Raw genomic sequence first — 23249 nt, 5'->3', positions numbered from 1 at the left:
CACGCTACCGTGGGGGTGTGCCCAAGTTCCCGGTCGCCGTCGGCGGCGCGTTGCTGGTCCTGGTCCTGGCGGGCTGCGGGAACGAGGCGGGCCCGACGCCGCCGCGCCAAGGCGGCGAGCCCGGCCCGGACGCGCTGCCCACCAAGCTCGACGCGCTGACCGTCGACCAGTGCTACGCCAGCCCGCGCACCCAGCTGCCGAAGGGCTGCGAGAAGTACGTCACGGAGGTCGGGAACGTGCCGGGCGCGGCCCGCAAGCGCGCGGACGACCGCGACCCGCAGCTGACCGCCGAGGCCGCCAGGCTGGACCAGGCGGTCGGGGAGTTCCGGAGCGCGGGCTGCACCACCGTCCCGGCCGCGGGCGGCCCGTGCTCGCAGGCGCTGGTCGACATCGCCGCCGCCCTCTCGGGCCTGAAGAAGCAGGTAGACGCGCGGCCCACGGGTGGTTGATCCGCGTCACTCCACTACGGTGAGGGTCGTGAGCGAGCAGAGCCCGAACCCCGAAACGACCGGCGCCAGCGGCGTCGGGCTGGCCACCGTCACCCCCGACGGGACGGTCCTCGACACCTGGTACCCGCACCCGAAGCTGACCGAAGGCGGCACCGGCGGCACCGAGCGCCTGAGCGCCGAAGAGGCCACCGAGCTGCTCGGCGAGGCCGCCGTGGCGCTGCTCGGCCCGGACACCGACCGCGGGGTCGAGGTCGTCGCCGTCCGCACCACGATCGCCCGGCTGGCCGACGCGCCCGCGGACACCCACGACATGTACCTGCGGCTGCACCTGCTCTCGCACCGGCTGGTCCGTCCGCACGGCCAGAACCTCGACGGCATGTTCGGCCTGCTCGCGAACGTCGTGTGGACCAACCACGGTCCCTGCCCGGTCGAGGGCTTCGAGACCACCCGGCTGCGGCTGCGCTCGCGCGGCACGGTGACCGTCTACAGCGTCGACAAGTTCCCGCGGATGGTCGACTACGTCCTGCCGTCGGGCGTGCGGATCGGCGACGCCGACCGGGTCCGGCTCGGCGCGCACCTGGCCTCCGGCACGACGGTGATGCACGAGGGCTTCGTCAACTTCAACGCCGGCACGCTCGGCGCGTCGATGGTCGAGGGCCGGATCTCGGCCGGCGTGGTCGTCGGCGACGGCTCGGACGTCGGCGGCGGCGCGTCGATCATGGGCACGCTCTCCGGTGGCGGCAAGGAAACGATCTCCCTCGGCGAGCGCTGCCTGATCGGCGCGAACGGCGGTGTGGGGATCTCGCTGGGCGACGACACGGTCGTCGAGGCGGGCCTGTACGTCACGGCGGGCACGAAGGTCGTCGTCGAGGGCAAGGTCGTCAAGGCCCGCGAGCTCAACGGCATTTCGGGCGCGGTGTTCCGCCGCAACTCGGCGACGGGCGCGGTCGAGGTCGTGCCGCGCACCGGCGCCGGCGTCGAGCTGAACGCGGCACTGCACGCCAACGACTGAGGTCGGTTGTTCACCTACCATTCATGAGGTGGCCACCGAATCGTTGCACCGCACCCTCGCCGAGCTGGGCCTGCCGGACGCGCCCGTCGAAGCGCGTCCGGCCGATCCGGCGGTCCACCACGTGCGGGCCAAGCTGGACCGCGAGATCCGCGCGCTGCTGGCCCACGAACCGGGCACCCGCTCCGGCGCGGACCCGGAGGACCTGCACCAGATGCGCGTCGCGCTCCGGCGGATGCGCAGCGTGCTGAAGCTCTCCGGCCGCCTGGTCGGGGCCGGCGCCGAGCCGGTGCGCGCGGAGCTGGGCTGGCTCGGCCAGTCCCTCGGCGAGGTGCGCGACTACGACGTGCTGATCGGGCACCTGCGTGAGGTCATCGCCGACTTCGAGGTCCGCGACCAGGCCCCGGGCCACCGCCTGGTGTCGAAGTTCGTCAGCGAGCGCGCCACGGCGAAGCGGCGCCTGACGCGGGCGCTGTCCAGCGCCCGGTATTCGACGTTGCTGCGCGAGGTGAGCCTGCTGACGCGGGCGGAGGCGGCGGCGGAGGAGGAGGTCCCGCACAACCTGGTGACCGGGCTGGCGAAGCCGCACCGCAAGCTGGCGAAGGCGGTCGGCGCCCTCCCTGCCGACCCACCCGACGACGACCTGCACGCCCTGCGCATCCACGGCAAGAAGCTGCGCTACGCGGCCGAGCTGGCCCAGACGTCGGCGAAGAAGAAGCAGGCGGCGAAGATCAAGGAGCTGCTGAAGGCGACGAAGGACTTCCAGACGGTGCTGGGCGACCACCAGGACGCGGTGGTCGCGGCCGAGCGGATGCGCGCGGTCATCGAGTCGGCGGACGGCCCGATGGGGTTCGTGGCGGGCCGCATCGCCGAGCGCGAGCTGGCCCGCCGCGCCGAGGCCCGCGCGGTCTGGCGCTCATCGTGGAAGGCGGTCGACGCCGCCGCCAAAGCCCTTCACGCCTGAGCTCAGGACATCGACCAGACGTACCCGTCCGGCCGGATCACCACCCGCCGCCCGCCGTCGGCCTCGTAGGCCGCGTACGCGTGGCCACCCTCGTCCACCAGGTCCGCTCCGGTCGCCACGCTGCCCGACGGCAGGATCCGGTGGCCGTGCTCGCCCGGAGCGCCGTCACCGAAGACCAGCTCGGTCGCGTGCGGGCCGCGGAACAGCTCGAACAGCCGCACGCGCTTGCCGTTCGCGTCCACCAGCGGCGCGTCCGGCGCCCGGTCCCCCGGCCGCAGCTCCCCCGTGCCCGCCGGTGACAGCGGGCCGCCGCGGTAGGTGATGTCCAGCTGCTGGGTGTCCTCCCCGCGCCGGTGGGCGTCGTCGTCGCCGTCGACGTACTTCTGCAGCAGGCCCGCCGAGACCCCCAACACCCGGGCCGCGACCGTGCGGCGCTCGATCTCGTAGCTGTCCAGCAGCTCCGGTGCGCCGTCCGCGAGCTTCCAGCCCAGGTTGTAGCCGTCCTGGATGCCGGTGTTCAGCCCCTGGCCGCCCGTCGGCGGGTGGACGTGCGCCGCGTCGCCGGCCAGGAACACCCGGCCCTCGCGGAAGCTCGCCGCCAGCCGGATGTTCGGCCGCCACACCGTCGACCATGCCAGGTCGGACAGCTTGACCTGGCCGCCGCTGAGCGCGTCGAGCCGGGCCTGGACCGCGGGCAACGCCGTCTCGACGTCCGTCTCGCCTTCGCCGAGGGCGGCACCGAACTGGAAGTGCGGCGTGCCCGGCAGCGGGCTGAACATCATGCCGCTCATCGGCTCGTCCGGCGTCGCGAACCAGTGGCCGTAGCTGCGATCGAGCCCCTCGGCCACGACGTCGCCGAGCAGCATCCGGATCGACTCGTCCGTGGTGCCCTCGAACGCGATGCCCAGCGTCTTGCGCACGAAGCTCTTGCCGCCGTCCGCACCGACCAGGTACTCCGCGCGGACCGTCTCGCCCGTGCTCAGCGTCGCGGTGACGCCGTCGGCGTCCTGCTCGAAGCCGGTCAGCGCGGTGTCCAGCTCGACGCGCACGCCGAACTCGGCCAGCCGGTCGCGCAGGATGCCCTCGGTCTGCGACTGGCCGAGGAACCAGCCGGTCGGGTACGGCCGCGACGGCGTCGGCTCGACCGGGTCGAACATCACCCGCTCGCCGACCACCTCGCCGCCGAGGTGGATCTTCATCGGCACCGGGGCCATGCCCGCGGCCAGCACCGCGTCGAGCACGCCCAGGTCCTCGAACACCTCCAGCGTGCGCGGCTGCATCCCGTCGCCGCGCGAGCCGACGAAGTACTCCGAAGCCTTGTCGATGATCCGCACCGCGACGTCCCGTCGCGCCAGCTCGATGGCCAGCGTCAGCCCGGTCGGCCCGGCTCCGGCGATCAGCACGCGAGTGTCCATGTCGTCCTCCCAGTGAATCGTGATTCAGTGAATCTGGATTCAGCATTACGCTGATAGCGTCCCGTGTCAAGGGAGGTGGCGATGACGGCGACGAGCCGGAAGGAAAAGGCCGCGGAGACCGAGGCCGCGCTCAAGGCCGCGGCCAAGCGCGTCTTCGCCCGCAAGGGCTACCTGAACACGAAGATCACCGACATCACCGCCGAGGCGGGCCGGGCCGCGGGGTCGTTCTACAACCACTTCGCGGGCAAGGAGGAGCTGCTCGAAGCGCTGATGGCCGACATCGCGGCCTCCGGCGACCAGAGCGCCGACAGCGAGGACCACCTGGCCGACTTCAGCAGCCCCGAGGCGGTGCGCTGGCACGTCAAGCAGTACTGGGAGTTCTACCGCGACAACGCCGCAACCATGCTGGCCCTGCGCCAGGCGGCGATGGTCAGCGAGTCGTTCGCACGCACGCTGGCCCAGTTCGGCGCATCCCAGGCCGCCGACCTCGACGACCACCTCGCGTACATCACCCGAGCCGGCCTGCGGCTGCCGACGTCCCCGGACCGCTGCGGGATGTTGATCTACAACCTGGTGGACGCGTTCGCGGCAACGTGGCTGCACGGTGTGCCGAACGGGTGGACCCCGCCGACGGACGAAGAGGCGATCGAGCTGCTCACCCGGTTCGTCTACCGGGGCCTCACCGGCCGGGACTACTGAGTCAGCCCCTCCGGCCACGGCGCTGATCAGCCGGGGAGCGCCCGGCTGATCGAGCCGGCGATCGCGGGGCCAGGACGCCTACATCGACCTTGAGGCAGCCCGACTCGATCGTCAATGGCCAGGTCGGCATCTGGGCCGGTGGACCGATCGCTCAGCCCGCGGTCAGCCGCTCCACGGCGGTGTCCACGCGCTCGTCCGTCGCGGTCAGCGCGACGCGCACGTGCCGGCCGCCCTTCGGGCCGTAGAAGGTTCCAGGCGCGACCAGGATCCCCCGCTCGGCCAGCCACGCGACCGTCGCGGCCGCGTCTTCGTCACGGGTGGCCCAGAGGTAGAGCCCCGCTTCGGAGTGGTCGATGCGGAAGCCGTTGTCCAGCAACGCCTTCCGCAGGACGAGCCGGCGGCGGGCGTAGCGCTCGCGCTGGATCTCCAGTGCTTCGTCGTCGGTCAGCGCGGCGACCATCGCCTCCTGGACCGGGCGCGGCACGATCATGCCCGCGTGCTTGCGGACCTCCAGCAGCTGCCTGATCAGCCGCGGGTCGCCGGTCAGGAACCCGGCGCGGTAGCTGGCCAGGTTCGCCGACTTCGACAGCGAGTGGACCGCGATCAGCCCGTCGGTTCGGCCGTCGCAGACGTCCGGGTGCAGCACCGAGCGCGGCTCGCTCTCCCAGCCGAGCGCCAGGTAGCACTCGTCGGAGACCACGACGACGTCCCGCTCGCGCGCCCACGCGACGACCTTGCGCAGGTGCTCGGCCGGGAGCACCTGGCCGGTCGGGTTGGACGGCGAGTTCAGCCAGAGCATCGCCGGTTTCTGCGGGCCGAGCGCGAGCGTGCTGTCGGCCCGCAGGATCGACGCGCCGGCCAGCAGCGCGCCGACCTCGTACGTCGGGTAGGCCAGCTCCGGGATGACGACGACGTCGCCGGGACCGAAGCCGAGCAGCCGCGGCAGCCAGGCCACGGCCTCCTTGGACCCGATCGTCGGCAGCACGGCGTCCGGCTCGATGCCGTCGACACCGTGCCGCCGCGAAAGCGCTCCCCGCGCGGCTTCCCGGAGGGCCGGGATGCCGTGGGTCGTCGGGTACCCGGGGATCTCGGAGACCGACGCGAGCGCCGCGCGGATGCCGTCCGGGACCGGGTCGACCGGCGTGCCGATGGAGAGGTCGACGACCCCGCCGGGATGCGCCTGCGCCGTGGCCTTGACCTCGGCGAGCGAATCCCAGGGGAAGTCGGGCAGTGCGATCCGGTTCATTCGCCCTGCGGGGGCAGCGCCTTGATGAAGGCCGGGTCGTGCGCGGTCTTGCCCACCTTGGACGCGCCGCCGGGCGAGCCCAGCTCGTCGAAGAAGTCGACGTTCGCCTTGGTGTAGTCCGACCAGTTGTCCGGGACGTCGTCCTCGTAGTAGATCGCCTCGACCGGGCACACCGGCTCGCAGGCGCCGCAGTCGACGCACTCGTCCGGGTGGATGTACAGCATCCGCTCGCCCTCGTAGATGCAGTCCACGGGGCACTCGTCGATACACGCCTTGTCGAGCACGTCGACGCAGGGCTCGGCGATCACGTAGGTCACTGCGCACTCCTGCTTTTCTCTGCAAACAGCCAGTCGGTGCCGACATTACGCGGCGACGGCACCCGTTCGGTCGGTGAGGCAAGCCTTAGCCATACTCCGGGTACGGGCTCACCTCTGGCGGCGGCGCGGGGGCGGGGTCGCCCGTGCGTCGCCGGTGATGACGAAGCGCGGCTTCGGGGCTTCGTCTTCGGTCTTCTTCTCCCCCACTGCTCGGTTGAACCCTTCGGCGATCTCGTCGACCAGCTTCTCGTTGTGCCGCTCGTCCTTGCGCTGGATACCCACGACCCGCCTCCTGCCGAAATCCGCTCCCGCGACTTTCACCGCCTCCGTCACAATCTAGCGGTGAACGCCGCCGAGAAGCTGGAAATCACGTGCAGCAAAGCATGGCCACCCCTGGTCGAGGATCCCTTGGGTGAGTGGCGACTGCGCTGGGCCGACGGCTTCACCGGGCGCGCCAACAGCGCACTCGCCGTCGGCGACCCGCATCGCCCGCTCGGCGAGGCCCTGCGCGCGGTGTGTGATTTCGCCCACGACCGGGCGATCCCGGCGATGGTGCAGGTGGTCAGGGACAGCCCGAACGAGCGCGCGATCGCCGCGGCGGGCTGGGTGCCGGCCACCGGGCACGGAGCAGGCCACGAGGTCGTCGTCCTGACCGCGCCGCTGCACCCGGCGCCGGCCACCCCGGGCGTCACCGTGCGCGACGAGCCGCCGCCGGGCTGGTGGGAGCTGGTGGTGCGGCCCGGCGAGGACTCGCCCGCCGCCCGGCAGGTGCTGACCGGCGGCAAGGTCGGCTACGGCGCCGCGACCGCCGGAGGCACCCTCGCCGGCGTCGTCCGCGGGGCCGTGGTCGAGGACTGGCTGCACGTCGGCCGGCTCGAGGTCGCCCCGGTGTTCCGCCGCCGCGGGCTGGCGTCCGCGCTGATGGGCGCGGTGCGGACGTGGGGTGCGGAACACGGGGCCGTCCACTCGGTGTTGCAGGTCGCGGAGGGGAACACGGGCGCGCTCGCGCTCTACGCGGGACTCGGCTACGTCCCGCGCCACAGATACCGGTACTGGGTGCCTGCACCCGGCTCGTGCGAGGATTCGACGTCGTGAAGATCGTGGTAGTGGTCGGCGGAGTGGGCGGGGCCCGCTTCCTGCTGGGTGTCAAGGCGGCTCTGGGCATGGCCCCGGAAGGTGCCTCCGAGTCCGAGCACGAGGTGACGGCGCTGGTCAACACCGGCGACGACGTCTGGATGCACGGGCTGCGGATCTGTCCCGACCTGGACACCTGCATGTACACCCTCGGCGGTGGCATCGACAAGGAACGCGGGTGGGGGCACTCGGGCGAGACCTGGGTGGTCAAGGAGGAGCTGGCCGCCTACGGCGCCGACCCAGACTGGTTCGGGCTCGGCGACAAGGACATCGCCACCCACCTGATCCGGTCGCGGATGCTGCGCGCGGGCTACCCGCTCTCGGCCGTGACCGAGGCACTGTGCGACCGCTGGCAGCCCGGCGTCCGGCTGCTGCCGATGTCGGACGACCGCGTCGAGACGCACGTCGTGATCGACGACCCGGAGCAGGACGGCCAGCAGAAGGCCATCCACTTCCAGGAGTGGTGGGTGCGCTACCGCGCCGAGCCGAAGGCGCACTCGATCGTCGCGGTCGGGGCCGACGAGGCCAAGCCGGCGCCGGGCGTGCTCGAGGCGATCAAGGACGCGGACGCGGTGCTGTTCGCGCCGTCGAACCCGGTGGTCTCGGTGGGCACCGTGCTCGGCGTGCCGGGCGTGCGCGACGCGCTGCGCAAGACGTCCGCGGGCGTGGTCGGGGTGTCGCCGATCATCGGTGGCAAGGCGCTGCGCGGGATGGCCGACGCGTGCCTCGACGCGATCGGCGTCGAGACGTCGGCCGAAGCGGTGGGCCGGCACTACGGCTCGCGCAAGGACGGCGGCGTGCTCGACGGCTGGCTGATCGCCGAAGGCGAGACGGCCGACGTGCCGGGCGTGACCGTCCGCGACGTCCCGCTGCTGATGTCCGATGTGGACGCGACCGCGGCGATGGCCCGCGCCGCCCTGGAACTGGCCGGAGCCCCCGTTGAGTGACCACGCCTCCCCCAAGCTGGAGATCCTGCCCGTCACCGGGCTGCCGGAGTTCCGCCCCGGCGACGACCTGACCGGCGCGATCGTGGCCGCCGCACCCTGGCTGCGCTCCGGCGACGTCCTGGTCGTGACCAGCAAGATCGTCTCCAAGACCGAGGGCAGGCTGATCCGCGTGCCGTCGGACCCCGAAGCCCGCGACGCCGAACGCCGGAAGCTCGTCGAGCAGGAGGCCGTGCGGGTGGTCGCGCGGATCGCGCGGACCGTGATCACCCAGAACCACCTGGGGATCGTGCAGGCCGCGTCCGGCATCGACGCGTCCAATGTGGCCGGTGACGAGGTGGCGCTGCTGCCCGCCGACCCGGACGCTTCGGCGCTGGCGCTGCGCAACGGGCTGCGGGAACGCCTCGGCGTGGAGGTCGCCGTCGTCGTCACCGACACGATGGGCCGCGCCTGGCGGGTCGGGCAGACCGACGCCGCGATCGGCTCGTCCGGGCTGCGCGTGCTGCACGCCTACCGCGGTGAGGTCGACGGGCAGGGCAACGAGCTGGCCGTCACCGAGGTCGCCGTCGCCGACGAGCTCGCCGCGGCCGCCGACCTGGTCAAGGGCAAGCTCGGCGGGACGCCGGTGGCGGTCGTGCGCGGCCTGCTCATCGAGGACGACGGCTCGACCGCCCGTGACCTGGTCCGCCCGCTGGAGGAGGACCTGTTCCGGCTCGGCACCGAAGAGGCGATCGCGCAGGGCCGGCGGGAAGCCGTCCCGTCGCGGCGTTCGGTGCGGCAGTTCGCGGACGAGCCGGTGGACCCGGCCGCGTTGCGGCGGGCGGTGGGTTCGGCGCTGACCGCGCCCGCGCCGCACCACACGCACCCGGTGCGGTTCGTCTGGCTGCGCGACGGCGGAACGCGCAAGCAGCTCCTGGACGCGATGCGCGAGTCGTGGCGGGCGGACCTGGCGGGCGACGAGTTCACCGAGGAGCAGATCGCGAAGCGGCTCAGCCGCGGCGACATCCTGTACCGGGCCCCGGAGGTGGTGATCCCGTTCCTCGTCCCGGACGGCGCGCACACCTACCGCGACGCCCGCCGCAACGACTGCGAGAAGACGATGTTCACCGTGGCCGCCGGGGCCGCGGTCCAGGGCCTGCTGGTCGCGCTGGCGGCCGAGGGGCTGGGCTCGTGCTGGATCGGGTCGACGATCTTCGCCGCGGACCTCGTCCGGGACGTCCTCGGCCTGGACGAACGCTGGCAGCCGCTCGGTTCGGTGGCGATCGGCGTCCCCCTGGAACCGCCGGCCCCGCGGGGCCCGGTTTCGCCGGGCGAAGGGCTGTTGGAGCTGTGAGCCTGCACGCGGACGCCGTCTCGGTGCTTTCGTCGTGGCGGCCCGAGGTCGCTTCGCAGGAATCGCTGCGGCAGGCGTTCCTCGGGTTCCTGGCCGCCCGCGAGGACGCGTGTCAGAGGTCCTGCGCGGCCGGGCACCTGACGGCGTCGGCGGTGGTGCTGGACCACACGGGCACGCGGGTGCTGCTCACGCTGCACCCGCGGGTCGGCCGCTGGCTGCAGCTCGGCGGGCACTGCGAGCCGTCGGACGCGTCACTGGCCGGCGCGGCGCTGCGGGAGGCCACCGAGGAGTCCGGGATGGCCGGGCTGCGTCTTTCGCCGGAGCCGGTGCACCTGGACGTCCACCCGATCACGTGCTCGCTCGGCGTGCCCACCCGCCACTTCGACGTCCGGTTCGCGGTGCACGCGCCCCCGGGTGCGTCGCCGGTGCGCAGCGACGAGTCCGACGACCTGCGGTGGTGGCCCGTGGACGCGCTGCCGGAGGGGTCGGAGGATCTCGCCGATCTGGTGAAAGCCGCCGTTCCTGTCGGTGCCGGGCGATAACCTGGTCCGCGGACAGGGAGGGACCACATGGCTACACAGTTCCCGGAGCGGGTGCACTACCACTCCGGCGGCGGCGGTGACACCGGCGTGTTCGGGTACGTCGTGCTCGGGCTCATCGTGCTGGGGATCATCGTGTTCGTCATCGCGGTGATCGTGCGGGTGTCGAAGATGCGCCGTGAGGAGGCGATGAAGCGGAACTTCCCGAACGCGGGTTTCCCGCCGCAGCAGGGGTTCGCGCCGCCGCCGTCTCCGGGGTTCCCGGCTTCGCAGGGCTTTGCTCAGCCGGGGTTCGCGCCGCCGGGGTACCCGCCGCCGTCGCAGGGATTCCCGCAGCAGCAGCCGGGGTACCCGCCGTCGCCGCAGCAGTACGCGCCGCAGGGGCCGTCGTTCCCGCAGCAACAGCAGCAGCTGCCGGGGCCGGGAGCGGGTCCGCAGAGCTGGTGATCATCCCCTTCGAGAGCGGTTCGCCGGTCCCGCCGTTCGAGCAGGTCCGGTCGGGGCTGGCGACCCGGATCAACGACCGCAGCCTGGCGGTGGGCACGAAGCTCCCCACGGTCCGGCAGCTGGCGGCCGACCTCGGCATCGCGCCGAACACGGTGGCCAGGGCGTACCGGGAGCTGGAGGAGGCGGGCCTGATCGAAACCCGAGGCCGCGCGGGCAGCTTCGTGGCGGCGGCGGGCGACCAGACCCGCCGCCGAGCCCAGCAGGCGGCGGCGGAGTACGCGAAGACGACCCGTAAGCTCGGCCTGGCCGACGCCGAGGCACTGTCGATCGTCCGCGCGGCACTCGACGAGGGGAACGGCTGATGCTGAGCGTCCTGACGCTGCTGATCCTGCTGGTGGTGATCGCCGGCATCGTCGGGGTGGTGCTGCTGGTGGTGAACGGGAACAAGCCGAAGCAGCCGCCTTATCCGCCGCAGTACCCGGGGTACCAGCAGCCGGGTTACCCGCCGCAGCAAGGGTTTCCGGGGCAGCAGGGCTTTCCGGGGCAGCAGCCGCCGGGGTATCCGCCGCAGCAGGGATTCGCGGGGCCGCAGCAGGGTTTCGGCGGGCCGCAGGACGGATTCGGCGGGCCGCAGGGCTACCCCGGGCAGCAGCCGCCCGGATTCCCGGGGCAGCAGCCGCCGTACCCGCCGCCGGGTGGTTATCCGCAGCAGTAAGCCCCGAAGGGGCCGACGCGCTTTCACCCACCGGTGCGCGTCGCCTCACATCGCGCGGTAGTCCCGCAACTCGATCCGCGGCCCGAACCTCGGCCGCGTGAACCCAGCCGCCTCCAGATACCTGACCGCCCGCTGCCTCTGCGGTGCGTACGGGGCCAGCACCTCCGCCATCCCCGCGTCGTCGAGCTTCGTGCCCAGCACCGCGTTCCCCACCATCGACGGGATGTTGTAGTCGCCGAAGCTCACCGCGTCCGGGTCGCCCCACGCGCGCTGGGCGATCTCCGCCGCCGTCCACACGCCGATGCCCGGGACCTGGCGCAGCCAGTGCCGTCCCTCGAGCCCGCCCAGCTCCACCGCGCGCTCCAGGTGCGGGGCGATCCGGGCCGCGTTCACCAGCGCCGTCCGCCGCTTGATGTCCACGCCCGCGCGGTGCCAGTGCCAGTCCGGCAGCGCCAGCACCTGCGCCGGGGCCGGCGGCAGCCGGAGCCGCTCCGGGGCCGGGCCCGGTGGGCGCGTGCCGAACCGGCGGCACAGCTCGGCCCACGAGCGGATCGCCTCCTTGCCCGTCACCTTCTGCTCCAGCACCGCCAGCACCAGCCAGTCCCACACCACCCCGGTCGCCCCCAGGCGCAGGCCCGGGTTCGCCCGGCGGGCGCGCGCGACGACGTCGTGGTGCGCGACGAAGCCCGAATCGTCGTCGTTCGCCCCCAGCAGCGCCGGTACCCCGCCCAGCAGGCGGTCCTTCGCCGGGCCCCAGGCCGCGGCCTCGATCCGGCCGTCGGACAGGCGGCGCAGCGCGAGCGTGCCCGGCCCGTCCGGCGTGTTCGACGCCAGCCAGGTGATGCCGCGCTCGTCGGTGAGGATGTTGAGCGACCCGCGGCCGCGCTTCAGCGGACCCAGGACCCGGCCCAGGTCGACTTCGAACGCGGGACGCCAGAACATCGGCTTACGCGTCGCTCGAGAACCGGACGGACCCGTCGGGCAGGACGACGTCCGGCCAGACGCGGGCGCCGTCGAGCAGCTCGCAGCCGGCCCCGACCGACACGCCGTCGCCCAGCACCACGCCGCGCAGCACCGCGCCGGCGCCGACGCGGGCGCCGTGGCCGAGCACGGAACGCTCGACGATCGCGCCTTCGGACACCGCCGCGCCGTCGAACAGCACCGAGCCGTCGACCTTCGCGCCCGAGCCGACCACGGCCGCGACGCCGATCGTCGAACCGCCGCTGAGCTGGGCGTCCTCGGCCACCGACGCGCCGTCGAGCACCAGGAAGTCACCGGGACGGCCGGGCAGCGCCGACGTCGGCGCCAGGCCGCGCACGAGGTCGGCCGAGCCGCGGACGAACGCCTCCGGCGTGCCGACGTCCAGCCAGTACGAGCTGTCGACGAAGCCCTGGATGTGCGCGCCCTGCTCCAGCAGCTGCGGGAACGTCTCGCGCTCCACCGAGACCCGGCGCCCGGTCGGGATGGCCTCGATCACCGGGCGGCGGAAGACGTAGCAGCCGGCGTTGATCTGGTCGGTCGGCGGGTTCGGCGTCTTCTCGAGGAACGCCTGGACCCGCCCGGTCTCGTCGGTCGGCACCGAGCCGAACCGGCTCGGGTCCGGCACGCGCTGCAGGTGCAGCGTGACGTCGGCCGCGGACTCGTGGTGAACCCGCAGCTGCTCGCCGAGGTCCGAGCCGGAGATGATGTCGCCGTTGAAGACGATCACGTGCTCGGCGCGCAGCTTGTCGTAGACGTTCCGGATCGCGCCCGCGGTGTCGAGCGGGTCCTCCTCGACGACGTACTCCAGGTCCAGGCCGATGGCCTTGCCGTCGCCGAAGTACTCCTCGAACACCTCCGCCCGGTAGCTCGTCCCCAGCACGACGTGCCGGATGCCGGCCTCGCGGATGCGGGAGAACAGGTGGCTCAGGTACGGCGTCCCGGCTGTCGGGAGCATCGGCTTCGGCGCCGACAGCGTCAACGGACGGAGGCGGGTGCCCTTGCCCCCGACCAGCACGACGGCGTCGACAGCGTCGCTTCGGACCTCGGACGTCACGGAAATCTCCTCTTGTATCACGCACCGCTGAGCGACAAGCCGCGGGAAACCCTGACGGAGCTCGCCCCGAGGGCCTACCCTAGACAGGAAACAGGCGGGCCTTTCCCCAGAGGGCCCCGGGTCAGTCGGGAGGCCGAGGGGATGGACCCCCGCGATCGGGCGGACGCCCTGCTCGCACGAGCCCAGGCGCGCGGTGTGTTCGTCGTGACACCCGACCGCGCGACGTCACCGATGGACTCGGCGAACACCCAGCAGATCCCGCGCGCGCAGATCGACGGTCTCGATCGCAGCCGCGACCCCGACACGACAACGCAGCTGCCGGCGTCGCTGATCGAGGAGAACGACCACCCGCTGGCCGGCTCGGCCCCGACGCGCCGGATGGAGGTCCAGGGCGGCCGCCGCCAGCAGCAGACCACCCCGCTGAACACGCCTTCGCCGACGACGCCGCTGCCGAAGCCCGCTCCGCTGTCCCGCCGGCCCCAGGCCGAGCAGATCACGAGCCCGCTGAAGGAGCCCGAGCCGGAGGACACCGGCCTGGTGCCGACGGTGACTCAGAACATCGGCAAGTCCGACCTTTCGCGCCGGCTCGACGGGATCTAGCGGGTCTCCAGCTTCAGCCGCAGGGCGAGGCCGAGCTTCACGGCGGCCAGCACCGGCTTCCAGACGAGCCCCGGGTGCCGGTCGGCGAGGTACCGGTAGGCGCTGGCGTGGTGGGCGGCGAGCATCTTCTTCGACGCCTGCGACGTCGAGTGCCCGCCTTCGTGGGTGACCCGCGAGGACGGCGCGTAGACGTTCAGCCAGCCGGCCTTGGCGAGCCGGTCGCCGAGGTCGACGTCCTCGAAGTACATGAAGTAGCGCGTGTCGAAGCCGCCGACGGAGTCGAACGCCTCCCGCCGGAACAGCTGGCACGAACCGGACAGCCAGCCCGAGACGCGCTCGGCCGGGGTGCCGGTCTCCTGCCGGTACTGCCTGGTCCAGGGGTTGCCGGGCCAGACCTTCGCGAAGAGGGCGTGCCCGATCCCGCGCCCGAAGGACGGCAGCAGCCGCGCGGAGGGGTAGACGGTGCCGTCGAGATCGTGGATGAGCGGCCCGAAGGCGCCTCCCCGCGGCCACCGCCCGGCGACCTCGAGCAGCGCGTCGAGCGACCCGGGCTCCCATTCGAGGTCCGGGTTGACGACGACGACCCACCCGTAGGAGTCATCGAGCTCGGCGACCCCCCGGTTGGCGGCGGTCCCGTAACCGACGTTCTCACCGATGGTGAGCAGCTGCACGTTCTTCCGCCGCGAGGTGACCTGCTCGAGAGCGCCTTCGACGGACGCGTTGTCCGCGACGACCACCCTGACCTCGCGCTCGGTGGCCTTCTCGAGGGTGTCGAGGAACCGCTCGATGGTGTCCTCGGAGAAGTAGGTCACGGTCACGACGCCGACACCGTCGCCATAGCGGGATTGCTCAGTCACCCGGCCATTGTCCACGCGTCACCGAGGGTGAATCGGGTGCCCCGGCCCAGCAGCACGATGCAAGAAATCCGGCGGCGACGGAACCGCCGACACGCGTGATCAGGAAGCCGACACACCGCGTGCTATCACGTAAAGTACCGGCCCGATCGCCGAGTGTGCGAGTGTTCGCGCGATGATGGCGCGATGACGGTGCACGCCTTCGTCGACGAGTCGGCCCGCGGCGGCAGCTACCTGCTGTGCGCCACGATCGTGGAGCCCGCCCACCTGACCACCACACGGCGCGCGTTGTCATCACTCCTGCTTCGAGGAGCCCGCGAGCTGCACTTCAAGAAGGAAAAAGAACCGCGCCGGAGGATGCTCATCGACCGGATGGCCGGAATGCCGGTAACCGCGCGGCTTTATCGTTCGACGTGCGCACCCAAGACAGAAGAGACCGCCCGCCAGCGTTGTCTCACGCTCCTGGCGGAGCAGCTTCTCGGGCTTCAGGCTCACCGGCTGGTCCTCGACTCACGCGATCACCGCGACGGGCACGATCGCCAGACACTGCAACGAGCGCTGGGCTTTCGGCCGTCGAAAACCGAACTCACCTACGAGCACGTCGACTCGACGGCCGAGCCCCTGCTCTGGATCTCGGACGCGGTGGCGTGGTGTTTCGGTGCAGGTGGCGACTGGCGACGGCGGGCAAGCCCGGTGATCGCGGAGCGCTTCGAGGCGGGATGACAGCGAAAAGCCCGCGAGACGACCGTCCGGACGCGTCACGGGCTTTCATACTCGGCCCCACCGGGGCCTCGCACGGCCAGTTTACCATCGCCGACCACGACCCGATCAAGTCAGCGGGTGCGGAGGTGGCGGGACCACGCCTTGGCGTACGCCTCCCGGTGCCGCTCCGCGGTCGTAGCCCACGAGAACTCCTTCGCGCGCTGCTGCGCCGCCGTGGCCAGCTCTGCCCGCCGACCAGGGTCCGCCAGCAGCTCACCCAAAGCCGCCGCGACGTCTCCCGCGCCCACTCCGCAGTACGCCACCGCGTCGCCGCCCACCTCCGGCAGTGACAGCCGGCGCGTGGTCAGCACGCACGCCCCGCAGGCCATCGCCTCCAGGACCGGCAGCCCGAACCCCTCCCCCAGCGACGGGTACGCCACCAGCTCGGCCCCGCCGAGGAACCCCGCCAGCGTCCCGAACGGCAGGTACCCTGCCCGGATCACGCGCAGCCGGTGCGGAACGGCGTCCAGCGCCCGCTCCACCTGCGTGTCCCACCCCGGCTGGCCGGCCAGCACCAACGCCGGCGCGTCCGGGCGGCCGGCGACCGCCCGCGCGAACCCGCGGATCAACGCCGGCACGTTCTTGCGCGGCTCCAGCGCCCCCAGGAACGCCACGTACGGCGTCCGGCCGAGGCCGATCGCGGCCCGCGCCGCCGCCATCTCGGCCGGGGACGGCGGGTGGAAGCGCTCGCTGTCGACGCCGTGGTGGATCACTTCCAGCGAAGCGTGCCGGACCGGGCCGACGCGGGCCAGCTCCGACGCCGTCGCCGCCGAGGGGACCACGCACAGCGTCGCGCGCCGCAACGCCGTTGCCGTCCACGCGCGGAAGAAGCGGGCCTTCACCGACGAGTGCAGCACGGCGTCGGTGAAGAACGTCGCGTCGTGCAGCGTCACCACCGAGGCCGCCGAGGTCGCCAGCGGCATCGTGTAGTGCGGTGAATGGACGACGTCCGCGCCGAGGCGGCGGGTCAGCCGGGGCAGCGTCGCCTGTTCCCAGGTCAGCCGGGCCGTTCGGGTAGTCGTCGCCGGTGACGCGGGCACCACCCGGGAACGCGGGGCCAGGCGATCGTAAAGCTGCAGGTCACGGGGCTGGCAGACAACGGTGATCCGGGCCCCGTCCGTGTCGAGGGCGGCGACGAGCGAATCGACGTACCGGCCGACGCCGCCGCGGTCCGCGGGAACCGCGGTCGCATCGATCAGGACCCGGGGGTCATCGCTCACCCCAGCAGAGTACGGCGGCACCCCAGGCCGTTGGTGAGGAACTGGCAAACCGGGCTGGTCGATGAACCTTGTTCTGCCGTCGGCCGGCGCAAGAGTCACTTCAGGTGGCTGGGCTGCGGGTCCGTAGCGCCGGCCTGACCAGAACAAGGTTCAGTCGTGCGCCCGCCGGTGGATAGCCCACACGGCCTCCGCCGCCCGGCGCCACGTGAAGGTCCGCGCCCGCTCGCGCCCCGCCCGGGTCAGCTCCGCCGCCTTGGCCGGCGAGCCGAGCACCTCCCGCAGCGCCGCCGCCAGCGCCGCCGCGTCCCCGCGGGGCACCACGAGCCCGGCTCCGCCCGCCACTTCCTCCAGCGCCGGGACGTCGGTGTGCACCACCGGGACCCCCGCCGCCATCGCCTCCAGCAGGCCCAGCCCGAACCCCTCGGCCAGGCTCGGCACGGCCAGCACGCTCGCGTGCCGCAGCGCGGTCGCCAGCTCGGCGTCCGACACCTTCCCGAGCACCCGCAGCCGCTCCACCGGCAGGCCGCGCTCGGCCGCCAGCGCGACCGGGTCGACGCCGCCCCAGCCCGGCTGGCCGGCCAGCACGAGCATCACCCCGTCCAGCGCCGCGACCGCGTCGATCAGCACGTCGATGCCCTTGCGCGGCTCGATCGTGCCGACCGCCAGCACGTACTGCGCCGGCAGCTCCAGGTCCGCGTCGCCGGTGGGCACCCGCACGCCGTGCGGCACCACGCGCACCGGGACGTCGACGTCGATGAGCACCGCGAGCTCGTCGGCGACCGCCCGCGTCGGCACGACCAGGCCGGACGCCCGCCGCGCGGCCCGCGCGATCATCGACCGGTGCCAGCTGACCCCGCGCGCGGTGAGCGTCTCCGGGTGGGTCCACGGCACGGTGTCGTGCACGGTCACGCTCAGCGTCTTCCCGGCCGGGGCGCGCGGCGGCGCGAACGGCGTCGGCGCGTGCACCGCGTCTCCGCCCGGCCACCAGCGCAGGCCCAGCTGCCACGCGGCGACCAGGGCCCGCGGCGGGATCCGCAGCACCCGCGGCCCGTCGACGCCGTCCAGCCGTGCCGCGTCCACGTCGGCGTGCCGCGCGACCACGCTGGACACCGTCCAGCCCGGCGGCGCGGTCTTCGCGAGCGCGGGGAGCAGCTCGGCCGTGTAGCGCCCGGTGCCACCGGGCACGGGCGCGAGGAGCTGCTCGGCGAGCACGACCAGTTCGGGCACGCGGCTATTGTGCGGGACGTGACCGCGAATCCCGCCACCACGGTGGTAGTCGTGACCTGGCGGGGTGCCGGGCAGATCACGGCCTGCCTCGACGCGCTCGCCGCGCAGACGCGTCCACATCGGACGCTCGTGGTCGACAACGCCTCCGACGACGGCACCGCCGCCCTGCTCGCGGCCCACCCGTCGCGCCCGGAGGTGCTCCGCCTCCCGCGCAACGCCGGCTACGCGGGCGCCCTCGCCGTCGCCGCCGGGCAGCTCCGGACGCCGTTCATGGCGTGGCTGAACGACGACGCCGAACCCGCGCCGGACTGGCTCGCGACGCTCGAAGACACCCTGGAGGAGGCCCCGCTGGCCGCCGCGGCGACGTCCCGGCTCGTGCGCCCCGACGGCACCACGCAGTCCGCCGGCGTCCGGCTGACCGCGGACGGCCACGGCGCCGACGTCGCCGAGCCCACCGGCGAGGTGTTCGGCTTCTGCGGCGGCGCGGCCCTGCTCCGCACCGACGCCCTGCGCGAGGTCGACGGCGTCCCGGCCGGATTCTTCTGTTATTACGAGGACACCGACACGGCGTGGCGGCTGCGGCTGGCCGGGTGGGACGTCGTCGCAGCGCCGGAGGCCCGCGTCCGGCACGCCCACGGCGTCAGCAGCGAGCTGGGCTCGCCGGAGTTCCACCGCTGGAACGAGCGCAACCGGCTGCTCATGCTGCTGCGCTGCGCGCCGGGCGGCGTCGCGGTGAACCAGCTGGTCCGCTTCGCCGTGTTGACAGCGGTGCTGCCGCTGCGGCCGGGGCGCCCGGCGGCGGCGAACTTCCGGTTCGGCCTGCGCTGCCGGGTGCTGGCCGAGGTCGCCTTGCGGTTACCTGCGACGTTGCGGGCACGCCGCAAGATCACCCGCCACGCGCCGCTCGGCCGAGGCGCGGTCTGGGAGGCATGGGCGGGCCTTTAAGCTTGCTGGCAATCCGACGACAGGAGCTGGCTTTGGCGCAGGGGGATCCGCAACCGCTCGTCTCGGTGATCGTGGTCAACTACCACGGCGCCGACGACACGATCACCTGCCTGCGCGCGCTCGCCGAGCACGACTACCCCGAGCTCGAGCTGATCTGCGTCGACAACTCCGCCGGCAACGGAGCCGAAGCCGCGCGCATCCGCGAGGCCGTCCCGCAGGCCCAGGTCGTCGAAGCCGGCCGCAACACCGGGTTCGCGGGCGGCTGCAACCTCGGCGCGAAGCACGCGAAGGGCACCGTCCTCGCCTTCCTCAACAACGACGCCCGCCCGGCGCCCGGCTGGGTCTCCGCCGCCGTCGCCGAGCTGCGGGCCCAGCCCGGCGTCGCCGCCGTGGCCAGCAAGGTCCTCGACTGGAACGGCACCGGCACCGACTTCGTCGACGGCGGCCTCACCTGGTTCGGCATGGGCTACAAGCGCCACGCCGGCGCGCCGCTGGCCGACGTCCCGGCGGCCGAGCACGAGGTCGCCAAGGACGTCCTGTTCGGCACCGGCTCGGCCCTGTTCGTCCGGGCGGGCGTGTTCGCCGAGCTCGGCGGCTTCGACGAGCGGTTCTTCATGTTCTACGAGGACGTCGACCTCGGCTGGCGGCTCAACCTGCGCGGCTGGCGCGTCCGGTACGTCCCGGAGTCGCGGGCGTTCCACCGCCACCACGCCACGATGGCGTCGGTCGACGCACCCGAGACCGGCCGCGAGACGTTCCTCCTGGAGCGCAACGCCCTGGCCTCGCTCTACAAGAACCTCTCCGACGAGACGCTGGCCCGCGCGCTGCCGGCCGCGCTCGCACTGGCCGTGCGCCGGGCCACCGCCCGCGGCGAGCTGGACGCCACCCAGCTCGACCTCGAACGCGGTGTCGGCCCGGTCGAATCCGGCGACGTCGCCGTCCCCCGCACCACGCTCGCCGGGCTGCTGGCCATCGACCAGTTCGTCGAACAGCTGCCGTCGCTGGCCGAGTCCCGCGCGGTCGAGCAGGCCGCCCGCGTCCGCACCGACGCCGACCTGCTTCCCCTGCTGCGCAAGGCCTTGGAGCCCGCCTACCCGCTGCCGCGGTACCTGGCCGCGCACGACATCCTCGTCGAGGCGTTCGGCATCGAGAAGGCGTTCGGGCAGCGCCGGAAGATCCTGGTGATCACCGGCGACGCGCTCACCGAGCGGATGGCGGGCCCGGCGATCCGCGCCTGGAACATCGCGCTCGCGCTCGCCGCCGAACACGACGTCCACCTCATCACCACCAACCCGCTCGCCACGCCGCCGCCCGCGCCGTTCCGGGTCAGCGCGGGCAAGCACCGCGAGCTGGACGGGCCGATCGCCTGGGCCGACGTCGTCGTCCTGCAGGGGCACGTGCTGGAGCTGGCGCCCTCGCTGAAGAAGCAGCACAGCGGCAAGATCGTCGTCGCCGACCTGTACGACCCGATGCACCTGGAGCTGCTGGAGCAGGGCAAGGGCGTCCCCGACGACCGGCGCGCGGCCGACCTCGCCGGCGTCACCCGGGTCCTCGACGCCCAGCTCGAGCGCGGCGACTTCTTCCTCTGCGCGTCCGAGCGGCAGCGGCACTTCTGGCTCGGCCACCTCGCCGCGCTGGGCCGGCTTTCGCCGCGCCTCTACGACGCCGACCCGACGACGCAGTCGCTGCTCGCGGTCGTCCCGTTCGGCCTGCCGCCGGAAGCGCCGGTGCGCACCGGGCCGGGGCTGCGCTCGTCGCTGGGCATCGGCGGCACCGACCACGTCGTGCTGTGGGCGGGCGGGGTGTACAGCTGGTTCGACCCGCTGACGCTGGTCCGCGCGATCGAGAAGCTGCGCCGCCGCCGCAGCGACGTCCGGTTGGTGTTCCTCGGCATGAAGCACCCGAACCCCGAGGTCGCCGAGATGGACATCGGCACCCGGACGATCCGGCTGGCGGATTCGCTGGGGCTGACCGGCAAGCACGTCTACTTCAACGAGCAGTGGGTGCCCTACCAAGAGCGGCAGAACTGGCTGCTCGACGCGAACTGCGGCGTCACCACGCACTACGAGCACGTCGAGACGACGTTCGCGTTCCGCACCCGCGTCCTCGACTACCTGTGGGCCGGCCTGCCGATCGTCACCACCGACGGCGACAGTTTCGCCGACCTGGTCCGGGCGGAGCGGCTGGGTGTCGTCGTCCCGGCCGAGGACGACGCCGCGCTGGCGGACGCGCTGGAAAAGGCGTTGTACGACGAGGAGTTCGCCGCGGGCTGCGTCGAGCGGCTCGCGGTCGTGGCACAGCGGTTCGCGTGGCCCGAGGCGCTGAAGCCGCTGGTGGAGTTCTGCCGCGACCCGCGCCCGGCGGCCGACCGGCTGCCCGGGTCCGCGGACCTGGTGACGACGCCGCCGGTGCGCGGCCGGGCCATGCTGCGGCGGGACCTGGACCTGATCCGCGAATACCTCGACGCCGGCGGGCCCGCGGAGCTGGCCCGCCGCGTGGGTGGCCGTGCGGTGAAGGTCGCGAAGCAACGGCTCCGCCGTGGCTAGGTCACTGAGCGTCCTCCTCGACGGAACCCCGCTGCTCGGCGCCCGCACCGGGATCGGCCGGTACACGGCCGCGCTGAGCGAAGAACTGGTGTCGATCCCGGAGGTCGACACGCGCGCGGTGGCGTTCACCCTGCGCGGCTGGCGGCGGCTGCGGCACGTGCTCCCGTACGGCGCGCGTGCCCGCGGGATGCCGGTGGCGGCGCGGCTGCTGCGGATGGCGTGGCTGCGCTCGGACTTCCCGCCGGTGGAGCTGTTCGCCGGCCCGACCGACGTGGTGCACGGGACGAACTTCGTGCTGCCGGGCCGGTTGCGCGCGGCGGGCGTGGTGACGATCCACGACCTGGCCTTTTTGGACAATCCCGCGGAGCTCGCCCCGAGCGACCGCGAGCTCCCGGCCCTGGTGCGCCGCGGCGCCCGCCGCGCGAACGTGATCTGCACCCCGACGGCGGCGGTGGCGGACGCGGTGGCGGAGCGCCTCGACGTCTCCCGCGAGAAGATCGTGGTGACCCCGCTGGGCGTGAACCCGGCCTGGTTCACCGCGCGCCCCCCGGACGACGAGCGCCGGGCCCGGCTCGGCCTGCCGGCGAAGTACCTGCTGTTCGCGGGCGCGGCGGGCCCGCGCAAGGGCCTGGACTGGCTGACCCGCGCCCACGAGGCGGCGCCGGACCTGCCCGACCTGGTGTTCGCCGGCCCGGGACCGTTCCCCCGCGGCCCCCGCCGGTTCCAGACCGGCTATCTGTCCGATGTGGACCTGCGCACGGTGGTGGCTGGCGCCTCGGCCCTGGTGCTCCCCTCGCGCGACGAGGGCTTCGGGCTGCCGGTGCTGGAGGCGATGGCCTCGGACGTCCCGGTGGTCTGCACGGACATCCCGGCCCTGCGCGAGGTGGCGGGCGAGTGCGCGAGCCTGGTCCCGTACGGCGACGTGGACGGCTTGGCGGAAGCGTTGCGAACGGCGGTGACGGACCCGCACGCGGTGGCCACCTCGGCATCGAGACGAGCCCACGCGGCGAATTTCACGTGGCGCACGTGCGCGGAGCTGACGGTGGGCGCGTACCGGCTGGCCTCAGGGCGCCACTGACCCTTTGTAAGCGGCGAGGACGTCGTCGAGCGGGCCACTGCGGCGGATGCGGCCCTCGTCCATCCACAGGGCGTCGGTGCAGAGTTCGCCGAGCAGTTCGTCGGAGTGCGAGGCGAAGACGAGGATCCCGGACCGCTCGGCGAGGGCGACCAGCCGGGCACGGGCCTTGGCGAGGAAGGCCGCGTCGATGGCGCCGAGGCCTTCGTCGAGGATGAGGATTTCGGGGTCGATCGTGGTGACGACGCCGAGCGCGAGCCGCACGCGCATGCCCGCCGAGTAGGTGCGCAGCGGCAGGTGGAGGTAGTCGCCGAGTTCGGTGAACTCGGCGATGTCGTCGACGCGCTTTTCCATCTGCGCGCGGTTCATGCCGAGGAACAGGCCGCGGATCAGGATGTTCTCGCGGCCGGACACCTCGGGGTCCAGCCCGACGCCGAGGTCGAACACCGGCGCGATCCGGCCGACGACCCGGGTGCGGCCCCGCGTCGGCTCGTAGATGCCGGAGAGCAGCCGGAGCAGGGTGGACTTGCCGGCCCCGTTGTGGCCGACCAGCCCGACGCGGTCGCCTTCGGCCAGCGACAAAGTGATGTCCTGCAGGGCTTCGATGATCGGCGTCTTGGCTTGCGTGCCGATCTTCCCGCCGACCTTGCCGAGCACGCGCTTCTTCAGCGACCGGGTTTTGGCGTCGAAGATCGGGAAGTCGACGTAGGCGTTCTCCACCTCGATGCGCACCATGCTGCCACCCCTCCGCAGCTCGAATGTGAATGCAAGTTA

26 protein-coding genes are annotated in these 23249 nt (G+C 73.0%); 16 read left to right on the top strand and 10 right to left on the bottom strand.

The genetic code is table 11. From position 1 onward, the window contains the following. Positions 1 to 17 precede the first annotated feature (17 nt). From ABZX11_RS27645 to ABZX11_RS27635, 3 genes are read left to right on the top strand one after another with little or no spacing between them, the layout of a single operon-like run. Positions 18 to 449, top strand: coding sequence for a hypothetical protein (locus ABZX11_RS27645; RefSeq protein WP_354918105.1), 432 nt, complete (start codon positions 18 to 20; stop codon positions 447 to 449). A gap of 28 nt (positions 450 to 477) precedes the next feature. Beyond that, complete coding sequence (gene dapD / locus ABZX11_RS27640) at positions 478 to 1461, top strand: 2,3,4,5-tetrahydropyridine-2,6-dicarboxylate N-succinyltransferase (protein ID WP_354918102.1); 984 nt, start codon at positions 478 to 480, stop codon at positions 1459 to 1461. A 28-nt stretch (positions 1462 to 1489) separates the two neighbouring features. Continuing rightward, positions 1490 to 2422 carry a CHAD domain-containing protein gene (locus tag ABZX11_RS27635; RefSeq protein WP_354918100.1) on the top strand — a complete coding sequence of 311 codons (933 nt, stop codon included), beginning with the start codon at positions 1490 to 1492 and terminating at the stop codon, positions 2420 to 2422. A gap of 2 nt (positions 2423 to 2424) precedes the next feature. Here the strand turns inward: ABZX11_RS27635 and ABZX11_RS27630 are convergent, their stop codons facing one another. Continuing rightward, positions 2425 to 3837, bottom strand: coding sequence for an FAD-dependent monooxygenase (locus tag ABZX11_RS27630; protein WP_354918097.1), 1413 nt, complete (start codon positions 3835 to 3837; stop codon positions 2425 to 2427). Between the two features lie 81 nt (positions 3838 to 3918). Here ABZX11_RS27630 and ABZX11_RS27625 point away from each other — a divergent pair, with 81 nt between their 5' ends. After that, complete coding sequence (locus ABZX11_RS27625; protein WP_354918094.1) at positions 3919 to 4536, top strand: TetR/AcrR family transcriptional regulator; 618 nt, start codon at positions 3919 to 3921, stop codon at positions 4534 to 4536. Positions 4537 to 4687: 151 nt separating this feature from the next. Here ABZX11_RS27625 and dapC read toward each other — a convergent pair whose 3' ends face one another. The 3 genes from dapC to ABZX11_RS27610 all read right to left on the bottom strand — a co-directional run bounded on the left by dapC (position 4688) and on the right by ABZX11_RS27610 (position 6381). Further along, entirely contained in the window at positions 4688 to 5782 is a 1095-nt protein-coding gene (gene dapC, locus ABZX11_RS27620; RefSeq protein WP_354918091.1) for a succinyldiaminopimelate transaminase, read from the bottom strand. Further along, the gene (gene fdxA, locus ABZX11_RS27615) at positions 5779 to 6099 is read right to left on the bottom strand and encodes a ferredoxin (RefSeq protein WP_003083029.1); all 321 of its coding nucleotides are present in this window, start codon (positions 6097 to 6099) and stop codon (positions 5779 to 5781) included. Before fdxA ends, dapC begins: the two co-directional genes overlap by 4 nt. Positions 6100 to 6207: 108 nt before the next feature. After that, positions 6208 to 6381 (bottom strand): hypothetical protein, encoded by a 174-nt coding sequence (locus ABZX11_RS27610; protein WP_093948723.1) that lies wholly within the window; start codon positions 6379 to 6381, stop codon positions 6208 to 6210. A gap of 60 nt (positions 6382 to 6441) precedes the next feature. On the opposite strand from ABZX11_RS27610, the gene ABZX11_RS27605 reads away from it, so the two are divergent. The 7 genes from ABZX11_RS27605 to ABZX11_RS27575 are packed head-to-tail and all read left to right on the top strand — an operon-like array spanning position 6442 to position 11211. Then, on the top strand, positions 6442 to 7194 hold the full coding sequence (locus tag ABZX11_RS27605) for a GNAT family N-acetyltransferase (RefSeq protein ID WP_176173001.1): 753 nt from the start codon (positions 6442 to 6444) through the stop codon (positions 7192 to 7194). Further along, positions 7191 to 8180, top strand: coding sequence for a 2-phospho-L-lactate transferase (cofD, locus tag ABZX11_RS27600; protein ID WP_354918087.1), 990 nt, complete (start codon positions 7191 to 7193; stop codon positions 8178 to 8180). The genes ABZX11_RS27605 and cofD overlap by 4 nt, the downstream gene beginning before the upstream one ends. Then, positions 8116 to 9510 (top strand): coenzyme F420-0:L-glutamate ligase, encoded by a 1395-nt coding sequence (locus tag ABZX11_RS27595; RefSeq protein WP_176173003.1) that lies wholly within the window; start codon positions 8116 to 8118, stop codon positions 9508 to 9510. Before cofD ends, ABZX11_RS27595 begins: the two co-directional genes overlap by 65 nt. Beyond that, positions 9507 to 10052, top strand: a complete 546-nt coding sequence (locus ABZX11_RS27590; RefSeq protein WP_176173004.1) for an NUDIX hydrolase — start codon at positions 9507 to 9509, stop codon at positions 10050 to 10052. Before ABZX11_RS27595 ends, ABZX11_RS27590 begins: the two co-directional genes overlap by 4 nt. Before the next feature lie 27 nt (positions 10053 to 10079). Further along, positions 10080 to 10496 (top strand): hypothetical protein, encoded by a 417-nt coding sequence (locus ABZX11_RS27585; protein WP_176173005.1) that lies wholly within the window; start codon positions 10080 to 10082, stop codon positions 10494 to 10496. Next, complete coding sequence (locus tag ABZX11_RS27580; RefSeq protein ID WP_176173006.1) at positions 10493 to 10858, top strand: GntR family transcriptional regulator; 366 nt, start codon at positions 10493 to 10495, stop codon at positions 10856 to 10858. The genes ABZX11_RS27585 and ABZX11_RS27580 overlap by 4 nt, the downstream gene beginning before the upstream one ends. Further along, the gene (locus ABZX11_RS27575) at positions 10858 to 11211 is read left to right on the top strand and encodes a hypothetical protein (protein ID WP_354918082.1); all 354 of its coding nucleotides are present in this window, start codon (positions 10858 to 10860) and stop codon (positions 11209 to 11211) included. The genes ABZX11_RS27580 and ABZX11_RS27575 overlap by 1 nt, the downstream gene beginning before the upstream one ends. A 45-nt stretch (positions 11212 to 11256) precedes the next feature. Here ABZX11_RS27575 and ABZX11_RS27570 read toward each other — a convergent pair whose 3' ends face one another. After that, on the bottom strand, positions 11257 to 12153 hold the full coding sequence (locus ABZX11_RS27570; RefSeq protein WP_354918079.1) for a DNA-3-methyladenine glycosylase 2 family protein: 897 nt from the start codon (positions 12151 to 12153) through the stop codon (positions 11257 to 11259). A gap of 4 nt (positions 12154 to 12157) precedes the next feature. Further along, complete coding sequence (locus ABZX11_RS27565) at positions 12158 to 13246, bottom strand: NDP-sugar synthase (RefSeq protein ID WP_354918076.1); 1089 nt, start codon at positions 13244 to 13246, stop codon at positions 12158 to 12160. A gap of 141 nt (positions 13247 to 13387) precedes the next feature. Between ABZX11_RS27565 and ABZX11_RS27560 the strand changes: the two genes are divergently transcribed. Further along, entirely contained in the window at positions 13388 to 13846 is a 459-nt protein-coding gene (locus ABZX11_RS27560; RefSeq protein ID WP_176173010.1) for a hypothetical protein, read from the top strand. On the opposite strand, the gene ABZX11_RS27555 is transcribed toward ABZX11_RS27560, so the two are convergent. After that, a complete protein-coding gene (locus tag ABZX11_RS27555; RefSeq protein ID WP_354918073.1) occupies positions 13843 to 14703 on the bottom strand; it encodes a glycosyltransferase family 2 protein in 861 nt (286 codons plus the stop codon). The two genes, ABZX11_RS27560 and ABZX11_RS27555, sit on opposite strands and share 4 nt — an antisense overlap. A 183-nt stretch (positions 14704 to 14886) precedes the next feature. Between ABZX11_RS27555 and ABZX11_RS27550 the strand changes: the two genes are divergently transcribed. Beyond that, entirely contained in the window at positions 14887 to 15423 is a 537-nt protein-coding gene (locus tag ABZX11_RS27550) for a hypothetical protein (protein WP_354918070.1), read from the top strand. A 110-nt stretch (positions 15424 to 15533) separates the two neighbouring features. Here the strand turns inward: ABZX11_RS27550 and ABZX11_RS27545 are convergent, their stop codons facing one another. Together ABZX11_RS27545 and ABZX11_RS27540 are read right to left on the bottom strand one after the other, a co-directional pair. Beyond that, entirely contained in the window at positions 15534 to 16682 is a 1149-nt protein-coding gene (locus tag ABZX11_RS27545) for a glycosyltransferase family 1 protein (RefSeq protein WP_176173012.1), read from the bottom strand. Between the two features lie 150 nt (positions 16683 to 16832). After that, positions 16833 to 17909 (bottom strand): glycosyltransferase family 1 protein, encoded by a 1077-nt coding sequence (locus ABZX11_RS27540; RefSeq protein ID WP_354918067.1) that lies wholly within the window; start codon positions 17907 to 17909, stop codon positions 16833 to 16835. A 9-nt stretch (positions 17910 to 17918) separates the two neighbouring features. Here ABZX11_RS27540 and ABZX11_RS27535 point away from each other — a divergent pair, with 9 nt between their 5' ends. Genes ABZX11_RS27535 through ABZX11_RS27525 form a run of 3 tightly spaced genes read left to right on the top strand, consistent with a single transcriptional unit; the run spans position 17919 to position 22478 of the window. Next, positions 17919 to 18854: a glycosyltransferase family 2 protein gene (locus ABZX11_RS27535; protein ID WP_354918064.1), complete on the top strand. Its 936-nt coding sequence runs from the start codon at positions 17919 to 17921 to the stop codon at positions 18852 to 18854. A gap of 32 nt (positions 18855 to 18886) precedes the next feature. Further along, positions 18887 to 21400 (top strand): glycosyltransferase, encoded by a 2514-nt coding sequence (locus ABZX11_RS27530; protein ID WP_354918061.1) that lies wholly within the window; start codon positions 18887 to 18889, stop codon positions 21398 to 21400. Next, a complete protein-coding gene (locus tag ABZX11_RS27525; RefSeq protein ID WP_354918058.1) occupies positions 21393 to 22478 on the top strand; it encodes a glycosyltransferase family 1 protein in 1086 nt (361 codons plus the stop codon). Before ABZX11_RS27530 ends, ABZX11_RS27525 begins: the two co-directional genes overlap by 8 nt. Here ABZX11_RS27525 and ABZX11_RS27520 read toward each other — a convergent pair. Beyond that, positions 22464 to 23210 carry an ABC transporter ATP-binding protein gene (locus ABZX11_RS27520; protein ID WP_354918055.1) on the bottom strand — a complete coding sequence of 249 codons (747 nt, stop codon included), beginning with the start codon at positions 23208 to 23210 and terminating at the stop codon, positions 22464 to 22466. The two genes, ABZX11_RS27525 and ABZX11_RS27520, sit on opposite strands and share 15 nt — an antisense overlap. Positions 23211 to 23249: the final 39 nt, after the last annotated feature.

The organism is Amycolatopsis sp. NPDC004169 (assembly GCF_040610315.1).
Classification (GTDB): Bacteria; Actinomycetota; Actinomycetes; order Mycobacteriales; family Pseudonocardiaceae; genus Amycolatopsis.
Note: the sequence above shows the minus strand (reverse complement) of the source record. Positions and strands in the feature narration are given on the sequence as shown.